The organism is Streptomyces spinosus (assembly GCF_020400655.1).
Taxonomy (GTDB): Bacteria; Actinomycetota; Actinomycetes; order Streptomycetales; family Streptomycetaceae; genus Streptomyces; species Streptomyces argyrophylli.
The window spans coordinates 288,829-302,526 of record NZ_JAINRC010000010.1 but is presented as its reverse complement, the minus strand read 5'-3'; the positions used below and the strand labels follow the sequence as shown (position 1 = coordinate 302,526).

15 protein-coding genes are annotated in these 13,698 nt (G+C 75.2%); 6 read left to right on the top strand and 9 right to left on the bottom strand.

Going from position 1 to position 13,698, the window contains the following annotated elements:
- Positions 1–284 precede the first annotated feature (284 nt).
- Positions 285–494, top strand: coding sequence for a hypothetical protein (locus LG395_RS20655; RefSeq protein ID WP_225810782.1), 210 nt, complete (start codon positions 285–287; stop codon positions 492–494).
- A 4-nt stretch (positions 495–498) separates the two neighbouring features.
- Here the strand turns inward: LG395_RS20655 and LG395_RS20650 are convergent, their stop codons facing one another.
- Positions 499–972, bottom strand: coding sequence for a hypothetical protein (locus LG395_RS20650; RefSeq protein WP_171159063.1), 474 nt, complete (start codon positions 970–972; stop codon positions 499–501).
- Between the two features lie 341 nt (positions 973–1,313).
- Here LG395_RS20650 and LG395_RS20645 point away from each other — a divergent pair, with 341 nt between their 5' ends.
- Both LG395_RS20645 and LG395_RS20640 read left to right on the top strand, forming a co-directional pair.
- Complete coding sequence (locus tag LG395_RS20645) at positions 1,314–2,663, top strand: transaminase (RefSeq protein WP_171159064.1); 1,350 nt, start codon at positions 1,314–1,316, stop codon at positions 2,661–2,663.
- 28 nt (positions 2,664–2,691) lie between these two features.
- Positions 2,692–3,132 carry an Lrp/AsnC family transcriptional regulator gene (locus LG395_RS20640; RefSeq protein ID WP_171160272.1) on the top strand — a complete coding sequence of 147 codons (441 nt, stop codon included), beginning with the start codon at positions 2,692–2,694 and terminating at the stop codon, positions 3,130–3,132.
- 18 nt (positions 3,133–3,150) lie between these two features.
- Here the strand turns inward: LG395_RS20640 and LG395_RS20635 are convergent, their stop codons facing one another.
- Entirely contained in the window at positions 3,151–4,257 is a 1,107-nt protein-coding gene (locus LG395_RS20635) for a PP2C family protein-serine/threonine phosphatase (RefSeq protein ID WP_225810781.1), read from the bottom strand.
- A gap of 261 nt (positions 4,258–4,518) precedes the next feature.
- On the opposite strand from LG395_RS20635, the gene LG395_RS20630 reads away from it, so the two are divergent.
- Entirely contained in the window at positions 4,519–5,427 is a 909-nt protein-coding gene (locus LG395_RS20630; RefSeq protein WP_225810780.1) for a GNAT family N-acetyltransferase, read from the top strand.
- 67 nt (positions 5,428–5,494) lie between these two features.
- Here the strand turns inward: LG395_RS20630 and LG395_RS20625 are convergent, their stop codons facing one another.
- From LG395_RS20625 to LG395_RS20600, 6 genes are all read right to left on the bottom strand, one after another.
- A complete protein-coding gene (locus LG395_RS20625) occupies positions 5,495–6,382 on the bottom strand; it encodes a Gfo/Idh/MocA family protein (RefSeq protein ID WP_225810779.1) in 888 nt (295 codons plus the stop codon).
- 35 nt (positions 6,383–6,417) lie between these two features.
- Positions 6,418–7,401 (bottom strand): ATP-grasp ribosomal peptide maturase, encoded by a 984-nt coding sequence (tgmB, locus tag LG395_RS20620; protein ID WP_225810778.1) that lies wholly within the window; start codon positions 7,399–7,401, stop codon positions 6,418–6,420.
- 17 nt (positions 7,402–7,418) lie between these two features.
- On the bottom strand, positions 7,419–7,610 hold the full coding sequence (tgmA, locus tag LG395_RS20615; RefSeq protein WP_014670659.1) for a putative ATP-grasp-modified RiPP: 192 nt from the start codon (positions 7,608–7,610) through the stop codon (positions 7,419–7,421).
- A 99-nt stretch (positions 7,611–7,709) separates the two neighbouring features.
- Positions 7,710–8,546: a fructosamine kinase family protein gene (locus LG395_RS20610; RefSeq protein ID WP_372463449.1), complete on the bottom strand. Its 837-nt coding sequence runs from the start codon at positions 8,544–8,546 to the stop codon at positions 7,710–7,712.
- 282 nt (positions 8,547–8,828) lie between these two features.
- A complete protein-coding gene (locus LG395_RS20605; RefSeq protein ID WP_225810776.1) occupies positions 8,829–9,707 on the bottom strand; it encodes an SCO6745 family protein in 879 nt (292 codons plus the stop codon).
- 107 nt (positions 9,708–9,814) lie between these two features.
- Positions 9,815–10,825: a Vgb family protein gene (locus LG395_RS20600; RefSeq protein WP_225810775.1), complete on the bottom strand. Its 1,011-nt coding sequence runs from the start codon at positions 10,823–10,825 to the stop codon at positions 9,815–9,817.
- A 213-nt stretch (positions 10,826–11,038) separates the two neighbouring features.
- Here LG395_RS20600 and LG395_RS20595 point away from each other — a divergent pair, with 213 nt between their 5' ends.
- The gene (locus LG395_RS20595; protein WP_171159069.1) at positions 11,039–11,632 is read left to right on the top strand and encodes a hypothetical protein; all 594 of its coding nucleotides are present in this window, start codon (positions 11,039–11,041) and stop codon (positions 11,630–11,632) included.
- Positions 11,633–11,782: 150 nt separating this feature from the next.
- The gene (locus tag LG395_RS20590) at positions 11,783–12,454 is read left to right on the top strand and encodes a class F sortase (protein ID WP_225810774.1); all 672 of its coding nucleotides are present in this window, start codon (positions 11,783–11,785) and stop codon (positions 12,452–12,454) included.
- A gap of 39 nt (positions 12,455–12,493) precedes the next feature.
- Here the strand turns inward: LG395_RS20590 and LG395_RS20585 are convergent, their stop codons facing one another.
- Positions 12,494–13,660, bottom strand: coding sequence for a GDSL-type esterase/lipase family protein (locus LG395_RS20585; RefSeq protein ID WP_225810773.1), 1,167 nt, complete (start codon positions 13,658–13,660; stop codon positions 12,494–12,496).
- Between the last annotated feature and the right edge of the window lie 38 nt (positions 13,661–13,698).

Here is a 13,698-nt window from a genome sequence, read left to right as displayed (position 1 = left end):
CACGGACGTGGGCGGCGGGGGCCGACTCCCGGCACGTGAGAGGCGACCGTGCGCGGGGCGGGCGTCGGAGCCCGGACCGGCCCAGCCGAGCAGCGACGACGCGCGCCGGGCGCGGCACGCTCCCCCCGGCCCCGGCCCCGGCCCCGGCCCCGGCCCGGGAAACTCCCGGCCGACGTAATGCTTGTCCGACGGGCGGAAGGCCTCGTTCGGGCGATGGAGTCACCCGACCCGGTGAGCGCGCGGCCCGGGGCGTACCGGTGGCGGGTCCCGGGCGTTGCCCCGGCATGAACCGCTTGGACTGGATGGACCGGATGGAGCGCATGGACCGGATCCGCCGGCTGCGCCAGATGGACCGTACGGGGGAGCCGATCTACGCCGGGCTCGTCGCGGAGTGGCGGGCGCAGGGGCGGACCGTCCCCGCCGAGCCGGACGCGCTGTGGGCCGCCCTCTCCGGCCGCACCCGCGGCGCCCGGCGCGAGGCCAGGCACCTGTGAACCGTCACCGGTGCGGCGCGCACAGCGGGGTGAGTACCGCCAGCGTGCCGTTGGCCTGTTGCAGCGCTTCCTCCAGGGCACCGGGCGCGTGCAGCGCTCCGGTGCCGTCGGGTGGCACGAGCCACTCCAGGGAGCGCGCGGGCCGGTAGGGCGGTGGCACGGTGACCCAGGAGCCCCTGGTCGCGTAGCGCAGTCCGGCGCCGATCCAGCCGTCGGACGGCTGCGGCGGCAGGAAGAACCCCACCCTGCCCGCCGCCGTGTCCACCAGCGTCGGCCCCGGCACCGGCAGGCCGGGCCGCCACAGCAGGTCCAGGGTGAGCAGTCCCAGCCGGTCGGGGACGCTCAGCACGTCCCAGAAGCGGCCGGCCTCCAGCAGTGCGACGCCCTCGCCGTGGTCCCATTCCCATTTGCAGGCGCGCGGGTCGGCCGACGCCGCCGCCAGCCACTCCACGCCCCGCATCCACATCGTGTTCGTCATGCACGCTCCGGATGTCCTCGCTCGCCTGCCCGGGCGCAGGGAACGGCTGTGTCCGGGCACTCCGTGCGTCCGCACGCCAGCCCGGCATATGCATCGTTGTAGATATTTCTATGTGGCGGAAGGGGTGGCGCGCCCTGGCGTTTGAGGTGGGATGTTCGGACTCCGCGCGCGGGTTCGTCAGCCGGGGTTACGGGGGTGTGCCACTCGTCCGAGGGAGGAAGTGCGCTCGATGCGCCCGATTCGAGCGTACGGACAATTGATTCGAGCGTCAGGCCTTGAGAAGCGCATTGTTTCCGTCGTACGCTCACGCCATTCCCTCTCCGTCTCTGTCGAGGTGTCCCATGGACCGCACGCGTCTGCCCGCCCTTCTGGCCCGCGAGAGCGCCGAGGCCGAACGCCGCAACCCGCGCTCCCGGGCGGCGTACGCGCGCGCCGACCACCTCTTCGGCCGGGTCCCGATGACCTGGATGAACAAGACCGCCGGTGCCTTCCCGCGCTACCTGGCCGGGGCGCGCGGCGCCCGGGTCACCGACGTCGACGGTCACGCGTACATCGACTTCTGCCTCGGTGACACCGGCGCGATGGCCGGCCACTCACCCGCTCCCGTCACCGAGGCGGTGCACCGCCGGTACGCCGAACTCGGCGGGGCCACCGCCATGCTGCCCACCGAGGACGCCGAGTGGGTCGGCGCCGAACTGACCCGCCGCTTCGGCCTGGCCCGCTGGAGCTTCTCGCTCACCGCCACCGACGCCAACCGCTGGGCGATCCGGCTCGCCCGTGCCGTGACCGGCCGGCCGAAGATCCTCGTCAACAGCTACTGCTACCACGGCAGCGTGGACGAGTCGCTGATCGTCACCGGCCCGGACGGCACCGGCACCGCCCGCCCCGGCAACGTCGGCGCGCCCTGCGACGTGACGCTGACCAGCCGGGTCGCCGAGTTCAACGACCTCGCCGGGCTGGAGCGGGAGCTGGCGCACGGCGACGTCGCCGCCGTCCTGATGGAGCCCGCCCTCACCAACATCGGCATCGTGCTGCCCGAACCCGGCTACCTCGCCGGCGTCCGCGAGCTGACCCGGCGGTACGGCGCCCTGCTCGTCAACGACGAGACGCACACCTTCTCCGCCGGGCCCGGCGGCTGCACGGCCGCCTGGGACCTGGAGCCCGACCTGCTCACCATCGGCAAGGCGATCGGCGGCGGCATCCCGGCCGGCGCCTACGGGCTCTCCGCCGAACTCGCCGACCGGCTGCTCGGCCGCACCGACCTCGACCTCGTCGACATGGGCGGCGTCGGCGGCACCCTCGCGGGCAACGCGCTGTCGGTCGCGGCCACCCGCGCCACCCTGGAGCACGTGCTGACCGACGAGGCGTTCGCCCGGATGGCGAGCCTCGCCGAGCGCTTCGAGGCGGGCGTCCGGGCGGGCATCGAGGCCCACCGGCTGCCCTGGTCGGTCAGCCGGCTCGGCGCCCGCACCGAGTACCGCTTCACCTCCCCGGCCCCGCGCACCGGCACCGAGTCCGCGGCGGCCTCCGACCCGGAGCTGGAGGACTACCTGCACCTCTACCTCGCCAACCGGGGCATCCTGCTGACCCCGTTCCACAACATGGCGCTGATGTGCCCGGACACCACCGAGCAGGACGTCGACACCCACACCGAGGTGTTCGCCGCCGCGCTCGCCGAACTGGCCGCCTGAGGAAGGGGAGCCGGACGGGATGAAGGACATGGACGAGATCGACCGGGCCATCCTGCGCGAGCTGCAGACCGACGGCCGTATCGCCTACGCCGACCTCGGCCCCAAGGTCGGGCTGTCCGCCTCGGCGGCCCGGCAGCGGCTCCAGCGGCTGCTGGACTCCAAGGCGGTCCAGGTGGTCGGCGTCACCGACCCGATGGCCATGGGCGGACAGGCCATGGCCCTGCTCGGCATCGGCGTCGACGGCGACCCCCGGACCGTCGCCGACACCCTCGCCGAGCGCCCCGAGGTCGTCTACTCGGTGCTCACCTCGGGCGGCTTCGACCTCTTCGCCGAGGTGGTCGCACCCGGCCCGAAGGCACTGCTCGACTTCGTCAACGACGTGGTGCGCCCGATCGAGGGCGTCCGCGAGGTCCGGTCCTTCCCGTACTTCGGCATCCACACCCACCGCTTCCTGTGGGACGTGGGCTGACCGGCGGGGACGACGGGGTCAGCCGGCGGACAGCGCGGGCATCAGCACCAGCATGGTGACGTCGTCGCGGATCGCGTAGCGCCGCCGGGCCATGTCCGCCCACACCGTGCCGGGCAGCTCGGCGGACGGGACGCCGGACAGGGCGGCCAGCCGCTCCGGCAGCGGGTAGAAGGCACCGGTGCCGTCCCGCGCCTCCCACACGCCGTCGGAGGCCAGGAAGAGCCGGTCGCCCGGTCCCAGCGCCACGGTGGCCCCCTTCGGCGGATCCACCCCCACCAGCCCGATGCCGAGCGGCGGACCGGGCGCGACGGCCACCTCCCGGGCCTGTCCCTCGCACAGCAGGACCGGCACCGGATGACCGCACGCCACCAGCCGGACCACGGCCGTGTCCGCCGCGAACTCCAGCAGCAGGGCGGTCGCGAACAGCTCCCCGTCCCGGACGCCCGCCGAGTCCACCGCGAGCCGGCGGTCCAGCCGGGCGGCCACCGACTCCAGGTCCGGCTGGTCCAGTGCGGCCTCCCGGAACGCCCCCAGCAGCGACACCACCGTCGCGACCGCCGCGAGCCCGTGCCCCCGCACGTCACCCATCACCGCGCGCACGCCGTACGGCCCCTCCCGCACGTCGAAGAAGTCGCCGCCCACCAGCGTCCCGTCCTGCGCGGCCCGGTAGAAGGACGCGCACCCCACCCGCCCGACCCGGTCCGGCAGGGGCGGCAGCACGGCCTGCTGCACCGCCTCGCCGATCGCCCGTTCGGTGTGGAGCTGGGCGTCCCGGTGGCTGCGCACATAGGACACGAACACGCTCAGCGCGGCCACGAACGCGATGGTGAGCACGTCCGTGCTGCCTGGGAGGTTCAGATGGGTGGCCGGCAGGTTCAGCACCACGATCGCGCCCACGCCGAGCAGACCGGTCAGCAGCGGGCCGTAGGACAGCACCGCCAGCGGCGGGATGGCACCCAGCAGGAAGCCGAGGTCGCGGGCGTGCGACGTGACCATCGTGGCCGAGCCGACGGCCGCGAGCAGCAGCACGGGCAGCGCGCGGATCCACCACGGCGGCGGCGCGCCCCGCAGCCACCCGCGATCGTCCCGGTCCCCGCGCGACGACCGGCCGCGCACCGATTCCACATCCCCAAGTTACGCCGCTCCCGGCGGTCCGCGCGGCGCGGCGGGACCGCCGGGAGCGGTGCGCGCACAGCCCCCGGAAAAACGGTGGACCCCCGTCGGCCGAACCCCTAGTGTGTGATCACCACGCCCGAGACGGACGGAACAAGGAGGCGAGTGTCATGTGGATCACCACCATCCAGCGCTCCCCCCTCCCCGTGCCGCGGGCGTGTCACGTCTGACCAGACCGGGAGCGCACACACCGTACGCATCCCGGAGGACTCCTTGACCGACGTGGTCATCCGCACGCTCGACGAGAGCAGTGCGCACCTTTTCCGCACCATGCCCGACCCGCTCGCGCTGAGCGACAAGCACCGCGCCACCCGCTACCGCCCCGACTGGCAGCGCATCGCCCTGCGTGACGGCCGCACCGTGGCGCGCGCCGCCTGGTGGGGCCGCCCCGAGGACCCCGAGCCGCTCGTGATCAACTGGTTCGACGTCGCCGAGGGCGAGGAGGAGGCGGGCGCCGAGCTGCTGCGGACGGCACCCTGGCAGACACCCGAACTCGAGCTCGACCTGCCCACCGGCTGGCGCGACGACCCGCTGCGCCGGGACGCGGTGGCCGTCCGGGAGAGTGCCGCCCGCCAGGCCGGCTACAGCCCCCTGGTGCAGCGCTTCCTCTACCGCTGGACCCCGGACCGGGGACTGCCCGAGCGGCCCGGACGACTGCTGTTCACCCCCGAACCGGACGACGACGTCTTCCTCGGCCTGCTGCGCCGCATCGCCTCCGGCACGCTCGACGCCCACGCCCGCCGGGCCATCGAGCGGGGAGGCGTGGACCAGGCGGCCCGGGAGGACCTGGAGATCCTGCGCTGGTTCCCGTCACCGCGCGAGTGGTGGCAGATCGCGCGCACGCCGCAGGGCGACCCGGTCGGCATCCACATCCCGGCGCGCAACCCCGGCGGGCCCTGTGTCGCCTTCGTCGGCGTGGTGCCGGAGCACCGGGGCCACGGCTACGCCTACGACCTGCTCGCCGAGTGCACCCACCTCCTGGCCGCACAGGGCGCCGAGTTCATCGCCGCCGCCACCGACCAGGGCAACGTCCCGATGGCCGCGCACTTCACCAAGGCCGGCTACCCCGTCGTACGGGAACGCGTCAACTACTGGAGCGACCACGAAGCCACGGCGGGGTGACGCGCTGAGGGCGCGGTGACCCGCCGCGCCGGGGAGCGGGACCGGTTTCCTCCCCGGCGCCGGGCCGTCACTCCCTGCCGTCCGTCAGCCGGGCCTCCGCCGCGGCCAGGATCTCGGTGACCCGGAGGCCGAACGCTGCGTCGCAGGCGTGCGGGCGGCCCGTGCGGGCCGCCCGCACCAGCGCGTCGGCTGCCCGGGCGAGCGCGGGGACCGCTCCCTCGGAACTGCCCGGCAGGACCGTCACACCCGCCTCCCCGCGCAGTTCGACGTCGGCCCCGGCCGCCGCCGACGGGGCGGTCAGGCTCAGCGTGAGGGTGCTCGACGCCCCGGTGGAGTGGTCGAGCACCAGGTGCACGGTGTCCGCCGGGCCGTGCGCCGCCGCCACGACCTGCCGTACGTCGCCGAGGACCGGCAGCAGCACCGACAGGGCGTGCGGGCCGACGTCCCACAGCGCACCCTTCTCCCGCCGCCACGGCGAGGCCGCGAACGGGCTGTCGCTGGTGAACACCGCCCCCAGCCACTGCGCCCGCGCCGTGAACCAGCCCGCCACGGCCGCCTGTTCCTCGATCCAGGCTTCCGGCTCCTTCTGGAAGCGCGCGGTGAAGAACACCACCGACGCCACCCCGGCCTTCTCCACCGCCTCCACGACGGCCCGCCCCTGCGCGGCCGTCACCGCCAGCGGCTTGTCCAGCAGCAGATGGCGGCCCGCCCGGGCCGCCCGCACCGCCAACTCGGCCTGCACGGACGGCGGCAGGGCCACCGCCACCGCGTCCACGTCGGCCAGCAGCGCGTCCACGTCGGCGTACGCGGCGACGCCGTACTGCCCGGCGAGCTCCGTGGCCGCCTCCGGCCGGCGCCCCCACACCCCGGCGAACTCGAGGCCGGTGTGCCCGGCGAGGGCGGGGGCGTACGCCGCCTTGGCCCACGGGCCCGTTCCCAGCAGTCCTATGCGCATGTCGCGTTCCTTTCTCCGAGCCGGTCCCGGCACCCTCACGATGCCGCGCTCCGGTCGCCGTCCGCACACCCGCGGCCGGCACCACCCTCTCCCGCCAGCCACCCGGCGATGGCCGCGGCGATCGGCTGGCCGGTGTCCATCTCCACGAAGCCGAACTGGCCGGACTGGTTGCATTCCAGGAACCACCAGATCCCGTCGGCGTCCTCCGCGAAGTCGAAGGCACCGTAGGCCAGTTCCGCGCCCGCCATGTAGCGCCGCACGCCCTCGGCGACGCGCGGCGGCACGTCCGCGGGCAGCCAGGGGGAGACCGACGGGGCGAAGCGGACGTCCACCTCGTCCGGGTGGGCGTCCGGGTCGGCGGGCTTGCGCGCGGCCAGCAGCGTGCCGCCGACGACGGTGAGCCGGATGTCGGCCCGCTTGGCGATCCGCCGTTGCAGCAGGGTCGGGCCGAAGGCGACCGCCGTGAAGTCGGCGTCCGGCGCGACCCTGCTGGTCGGCACCGCCCGGGGCGGCTCCTGCGGGTGCGCCCCGGAGACCGGCTTGACCACCAGGTCCGGGAAGCGGTCCGCGAACTCCCGCGCCGCCTGCGGGAACGTCGTGATGAGCGTGGCCGGCACCGCGAGGCCGCTGCGCTGCGCCAGATGCAGCTGCCAGGGCTTGTGCCGGGCCCGGCGCGCGGCGTCCGGGTGGTTCATCCAGCGGGCGTCGGTGCAGCGCAGCATGCCGTACAGCGCCTGCGAGGACTCCTCGGTCAGCCAGGCGGACGGCTGGGCGGCGCGGGCGGCCGGCTCACCCGGCCTGCGCACCCAGACGGAGCGCAGGCCGTTCATGCTCACCAGGCGCCCGCCGACGGACAGGTGTCCCCGGCAGGCGCCTCGCACGTACTCGCCCGACAGCGCCACCCCGTTGGTGAGATCGGCGGGGTCGAGCCGGACGACGGGCACGCCCGCCTCGCCCAGCCGGAGGACCACCATGTCCGCCGTCACGTCCTCTTCACTGGTCAGGATGAGCACGGTCATCTGTGGAAGCCCGCGGGTCAGTCGTCGAAGTGCGTCTTGGAACCGGCGGTCGAGGTCGTGGTCCCGAGGGCTCTGAGGGTCGCGTGGTCGGTGGCGGCGATCCGCCCGTCCGGGAGGACGTTCAACTGCAGTCCGGAGTCGTACGCATACGGAGCGGTGACGTCCAACTGCACTGCGGGCCGCGCGTAGTTGAGCGTGAACGGTTGCATGGTCTCTCCCTGATTCGGCTTTCACGTCCTTATACGAGTCGAACGGGTGATTGGTTTCCTCACGGTGCGTGAGCACGCTTCGGAGGGATTCCTTCCGGGTCACCGCGCGAGCGCGTCCCGTGCCGCCGCCAGCGCCTGTTCGGCGTACCCCCGCCCGAACAGCACCGCGTGCACCAGCAGCGGGAACAGCTGGTGCAGCCCCACCCGTTCCCGCCAGCCGTCCGCCAGGGGCGCCGCTTGCCGGTAGCCGTCGAGGACGCGGTCCAGATGGGGGCAGCCGAAGAGCAGGAGCATCGCGAGGTCGGTCTCCCGGTGTCCGCCGTGCGCGGCCGGATCGATCAGCCGGACCTCGCCGTCCGCGCCCCACAGCACGTTGCCGTTCCACAGGTCGCCGTGCAGCCGGGCGGGCGGCTCGGCGGGCCCCGCCAGCCCGGGCAGCCGCGCGCAGAGCTGTTCGAACACCGCCGCCTCGCCCGGCCGCAGCGTGCCCCGGTCGACCGCGCCGCGCACGTACGGCAGTACGCGGTGCTCGGCGTACCACTGGGGCCACTCGGTGCCCGCCGCGTTGCGCATGGGGGCGAGGCCGATGAAGGCGTCCTCGGGCCCGTCGGGGGGCGGCGCCCCGAAGTGGGGCGCGCCGGCCGTGTGCAGCGCGGCCAGGGCCCGGCCGAAACGCAGTGCGGCCCCGGGGTCCGGGGAGCCGGTGGGAACCCGCTCGGTCACCATCCAGTGCTCGTCGTGTCCGAGGACCGCCGGTACCCGGACCGCGTCCGCCGCCGCCAGCCAGCGCAGCCCCGCCACCTCGGCGCGCACCGCCCCGGGGCCGTCGCCACGCTTGACCATCACCGGTGTCCCGCCGTCCAGCAGCACTTCGGCGGGCGCGCCCGAAGACCTCCGGGCCCCGCTGACCGGGCGCCCGGTGAGCCGGGCCGCCACCTGTCCTGGATCCTCGTCTCGGTTGACCACGGCCCCAGCGTACGACCCGCGATCGAGGCCGCTCACCAGGCGTTTCACGCAGCGGTACGGCTGTTCTCGGCCAAGGCCGGCCGCTCGCTGCCCGCGCCGGCCGCGTACGGCCGCCGCGAGGGCGTTCCGTCGCCGCACCGGGACCCTGGGCGCCGTCGTCGTACCCACGCCCGCGTCGCCCCGCTGCCCGCCCGGCCGCCGTCCCACCGGGGCGCGTCCCCGGCCCGGGGGCGCCGGCGCCCCCGGGCGCCCTCAGCGGCCGACGGGGTACGTCACCCGGGTCAGCCCCACCGGGTTCCCGGGCGGCAGCAGGCCCGACTCGCCGACCGTGCGGGCCAGCGGCTCCAGCAGCGCGGCCAGCCGGGCCGTCCGCTCGGTGCCCAGCGCGGTCCACGGCTGCCCGGCCGCCGCGTCGGTGAGCGCCTCGGCCTCCGCGCGCAGGGCCGCGCCCGCCGGTGTCGGCCTGCCGTCCGCCGTGAGCCGGCCGTCCGCGCGCAGCCGGGCCACGGCCGCCGCCCACTCGTCCTGCGGCCACCTGCGGGTCTCGCGCAGGACGGCGCCGTCGGACTCGCCGGCCGCCGCCTTGAGCACCATCGCCTCCACCGGTCCGAGCCCCAGCCCCACCAGCACCGCCACATGGGAGTCGCCCCGCTGCTCGCGCAGGGTCGTCAGCGCCTGCCACAGGCGGGCGGCCGGCTTCCGCGGCCGTTCCAGCGCCTGATTGGCGGCGCCGAGCACCCGGCCCGCGGTGTCCGCGTCCGCGGCGGCCTCCCAGGCGAGGTCCGCGGCCTGCGTGAACGCGGCGGAGCCGACGGTGTCCGCCCCGAACAGGCGGGTCATCGCCGCGTCCATCGCCTCCAGCCGGGCCGTCAGCGCCTCCGCCGGGGTGACGTACGACCAGGCGTCCGGCAGCGCCCGTGTGACCCGGGCCGGGTGGAACACGTAGAAGCAGCTCGTCACCACGGCCGGGGGCACGGTGCCGAGCGGGGCGGCGCGCAGCGCGAAGTAGCCCATCCAGAACCCGCGCAGTCCCAGCCCGTCCGCGGCCCGGCGCGCCTCCGGTGCGAAGTACACGAGGCTGTGCACCGGCTCGTACCGCTCCCACAGGGCCCGCGCCATCCCGTCCGCCACCGCTTCCTCCCACCGCGCCGTCCTCGACCTGCTGCCGGCACCAGCCTGCGTTATGACAGCCGTCATAACAAGGGGGCGGCGCCCGGGAGAGGAGGTGTCACGAGGTCTCACCGGGCGGGGACGCGGATCCGGCCGACGGCGTTGCCGAGCAGTTCCGTGAACCACACGGTTCCGCCGGGTCCGGCCGCCAGCCGCAGCGGCACCTTCTCGCCGCCGTCCGGCACGGGGAAGGTGGTGACGGCGCCGGTCGCGGTGATCCGGCCGACGCGCCCGGCCTGGTCGGCGTACCAGATCCGGCCGTCGGGCCCGCGCGCGATGCCGCCGGGCAGGCTGTCCGCACCGGGCAGCGGGAACCGGGTGACGTGCCCGGTGTAGTCGACGCGGAGCACCGCGCGCCCGCCGGAGGCGGTGAGCCACATGCCGCCCGGTCCGGCGACGATGCCGCCGGGGAAGCCGGAGGCCCCGCCGGGCAGCGGGTACTCCGTGAGCCGCCCGGCGGGGGTGATCCGCCCGACCTTGCCGCCGCTCAGTTCGGTGAACCACAGCGCGCCGTCGCCGCCCGCCGCGATGGAGTGGGGAGAGGCGTCCGGGGTGGGCACCGGGTACTCGGTGATCCGGCCGCCGGTCGTGACGCGGCCGATCCGGTTCCCGGTCGCCTCGGTGAACCACAGCGCCCCGTCCGGGCCGGGCGCGATCCCCTCCGGGCCGCTGCCGGCCGCCGGCAGCGGGAACTCGGTGAGCGGCCCGGTGGGAGTGACCCGCCCGATCCGCCCGGCGGTCGTCTCGGTGAACCACAGGGCCCGGTCCGGACCCTGGACGATCTCCGACGGACCGGTGTCCGGGCCCGAGGTCGGGACGTCGGTGACCGTGCCGTCGGCCGCCATCCGACCGATCCGCCCGGCGCCGTGCTCCGCGAACCACAGCGCGCCGTCCGGACCGGCGGTGATGCCGACGGGTTCCGCACCGGCCACCGTGGTCACCGGATACTCCGTCACCGTGTCCGCCCCGGCGCGGGCGGGAGCGGCTCCGGCGGTGAGGGCGGTGACGGAGAGCAGGGCACCGGCCCACCCGGCGGCCGGCCGCCGGCCCCGTCGCCCGCGGCGGGTGTTCACGGACACGGGGTGCCTCCTTCGATCGTCGACCGCGTCGGCGGTTGAGCCGGACGAGGGGCCCCGGAGCCGACGCGCTGGGGCAGACGGGTGGCGTGGTGACACGGCTGGGCGGCTCGGATGGTGGGAGTCAGGGGCCTCACTGACGGTGGTTCATGTCGGGGCCGGGTCCATCCAGCTGATGAGGTATCCGCTGCCCGGTCACGGCGGAAGGACATCACTATGCGCTCTGCCCGCATGCTTGTGGCAACGGCGGCTGCCGCCGCCGCCCTATCCTTCGCCGCACCCGGCGCCGCGCTCGCCGTGACGGCCGGACACGACGGCGGCGGCCGGGACGGCTCCTCGTACAGCAAGGAGAACGACAACGAGTCCGACGAGGACGAAGGATCCGACAGCGGCCAGGACAAGGAGTACGGCAACAAACGCGGCGGCGGCGAGGAACACGACGGGCCGCGCGGCGGAATGCACACGGGTGGCGGAGCTCTCGCCACGGTGCGCGGCGAGGAGTGGGGTTCCGGCGGCGACAGCCGGTTCGACCCCGAGACCTACCGGGACAAGGACGAGGGCGGGGGCGAGAAGGGCGACAAGGGGGACCGCGGTGAGAAGGGCGACCGCGGTGAGAAGGGCGACCGGGGCGAGAAGGGTGACAAGGGCGACTGGGGTGACGACCACGACAAGCCGCGCGGTGGCATGCACACCGGTGGCGGCGCGCTCGCCGCGCCCGGTGTCACCGCGGGCGGTCTCGCCGTCCTGGCCGTAGGCGCCACCGGTGCCCTGGCGCTGCGCCGCAAGAAGGCCGCCCAGCCGGCGTCCTGAGGGACTGTACGTCCCAGGGGCTGCGGACGCCGCCGGCGCGCCTCCGCGCCGGCGGCCCGCGCCCCCTGCGCCCCGCCCAGGACGCCGCTCCCGGCGCCGTCTTCCCCGCCCTGATCCCCGTGCTGCCGTGCCCGAGTGAGGTGGTGTCCGATGGCAGCAGATCCCTCTTCCCCGACCCCGTCAGGACCGGCGGCGCACGAGCAGCGTGCCGGCTACGGCGGGCGGCTGACGCTGTGGGGTGTGGCGGCCGTCTTCCTCGCCGTCAGCATGTTCGGCGGTCACCGGCAGCCGGACGACAAGCCGGAGGCGCACCCGGCCTCGGGCACCGGCGCACCGCCCGCGGTCGACTCCCGGCAGCCCGACGAGGCGCTGCCGAGGTCCGCGCCGACCCGGCTGCGCATTCCCAAGATCTCCGTGGACGCACCCTTCACCACCCTGGAGCTCGCCGACTCGGGCCAGTTGCAGCCGCCGCCCGCCGCCGACACCAATCTCGTCGGCTGGTACGCCGACGGGGTCGCGCCCGGTGAGCGGGGCACCGCGATCATCGCCGGACACGTTGACACGGTGACCTCCCCGGCCGTCTTCGCCGACCTCGACCGGCTGGAGCCCGGCGACCGCTTCTCCGTGCAGCGGGCCGACGGGCGCACGGCGGAGTTCGTCGTGGACAGCACCGAGACCTTCGCCAAGGACGACTTCCCCAGCGAACGGGTGTACGCGGACGCGTCGCGCCCCGAGGCGCGGCTCATCACCTGCGCCGGGGACTACGACCGCACGGTGCGGGACTACACCGACAACCTGGTGGTCTTCGCGCACCTGGTGTGAGGGAGTGCCGGCGCGCGCGTCGCCGCCGGTCCCCTCCGGTCAGGCGGTGCGGTCCGCGAAGGGCCCGTCCCCGGCGAACGCCAGCGCCGCGAACCGCTCGCCGATGCGGCGGTGCCCGGCCGTGTCCGGGTGGAGGCCGTCGGGCAGCGGCAGCTCGGCGAAGTCGGCCTCCCCGTACAGCTCGCGGCCGTCCGCGTAGTACAGGGCCGGGTCCCCGGCCGCCCGCTCGCGCACGATCCGCGCCAGCTCCCGCCGGACGACCTCCAGGGTGAGCTTCCCGGCCGCCCGCTCCGCCGGATCGCCGGTGGCCCGGTACCGCAGGCGCCCCTCGCCGAGAGCGGACGGGTCCATGGCGGTGGGGCCGGGCGTGTTCTCGTGCATCGGGCACAGGACCGGCGAGACGACGAGCAGCGGCGTGTGGGGGTGCCCCTCGCGGACGGTGTCGAGGAAGCCGTGCACGGCGGGTCCGAAGGCACGCAGCCGCATCAGGTCGGTGTTGACCACGTTGATGCCCAGTTTGACGCTGATCAGGTCGGCGGGCGTGTCGCGCAGGGCCCGCGCGGTGAACGGGTCGAGCAGCGCGCTGCCGCCCAGCCCGAGGTTGACCAGCTCCACCCCGCCCAGGGACGCGGCGAGCGCCGGCCAGGTGGTGGTGGGGCTCGCCGCGTCCGAGCCGTGGCTGATCGAGCTGCCGTGGTGCAGCCACACCCGGCGGCCCCGGTCCGGTACGGGCTCGACGGGGGCGTCGGTGCGCAGCGCGACCAGCTCGGTCGTCTCGTTGTGCGGCAGCCAGATCTCCACGTCCTTGACGGTGTCCGGCAGGCCCGTGAAGCGCACGGTGCCCACCGGGCCCGGCCGGTGCTCGGCGGAGCCGGTGCCCAGGTCGATGGTGAGGGTGTCGCCCTCGGTGAGGGAGGCGCTGCCCGCCGGCCGGCCGTCGACGAGCAGGTCGTACACGCCGTCCGGGCGCGGTGGCGCGCCGGCGTACACCCGCTTGGTGGGCAGGGTGTCCAGTTCCACGGTGGTGGCGCGGGTGCGCAGCGCCAGCCGTACGCCGGAGGGCTGGGACTCCGCCAGGGCCAGCTGCGGGTCGGCGCACTGGGCGCGGGCCCGGGCGGGCAGCCGGTGCGGCAGCAGGCCGCGCGCGGTGCGCTCCAGTTCGAGGGCACCGCGTACCAGGTCGGCGGTGAGGGGGATGGTGAGCATCGTGTCTGCCTGCGTTTCGAGGGGGGATCGCCGTGGGG

Bases quoted from the DNA above. Each gene is read 5' to 3' on its own strand.
- LG395_RS20590 (WP_225810774.1), top strand. From the start codon at position 11,783: ATGGCAGCAGATCCCTCTTCCCCGACCCCGTCAGGACCGGCGGCGCAC.
- tgmB (WP_225810778.1), bottom strand. From the start codon at position 7,401: ATGACCGTGCTCATCCTGACCAGTGAAGAGGACGTGACGGCGGACATG.
- LG395_RS20625 (WP_225810779.1), bottom strand. From the start codon at position 6,382: ATGCGCATAGGACTGCTGGGAACGGGCCCGTGGGCCAAGGCGGCGTAC.
- LG395_RS20655 (WP_225810782.1), top strand. From the start codon at position 285: ATGAACCGCTTGGACTGGATGGACCGGATGGAGCGCATGGACCGGATC.
- LG395_RS20585 (WP_225810773.1), bottom strand. From the start codon at position 13,660: ATGCTCACCATCCCCCTCACCGCCGACCTGGTACGCGGTGCCCTCGAA.
- LG395_RS20650 (WP_171159063.1), bottom strand. From the start codon at position 972: ATGACGAACACGATGTGGATGCGGGGCGTGGAGTGGCTGGCGGCGGCG.
- tgmA (WP_014670659.1), bottom strand. From the start codon at position 7,610: ATGCAACCGTTCACGCTCAACTACGCGCGGCCCGCAGTGCAGTTGGAC.
- LG395_RS20645 (WP_171159064.1), top strand. From the start codon at position 1,314: ATGGACCGCACGCGTCTGCCCGCCCTTCTGGCCCGCGAGAGCGCCGAG.
- LG395_RS20640 (WP_171160272.1), top strand. From the start codon at position 2,692: ATGGACGAGATCGACCGGGCCATCCTGCGCGAGCTGCAGACCGACGGC.
- LG395_RS20595 (WP_171159069.1), top strand. From the start codon at position 11,039: ATGCGCTCTGCCCGCATGCTTGTGGCAACGGCGGCTGCCGCCGCCGCC.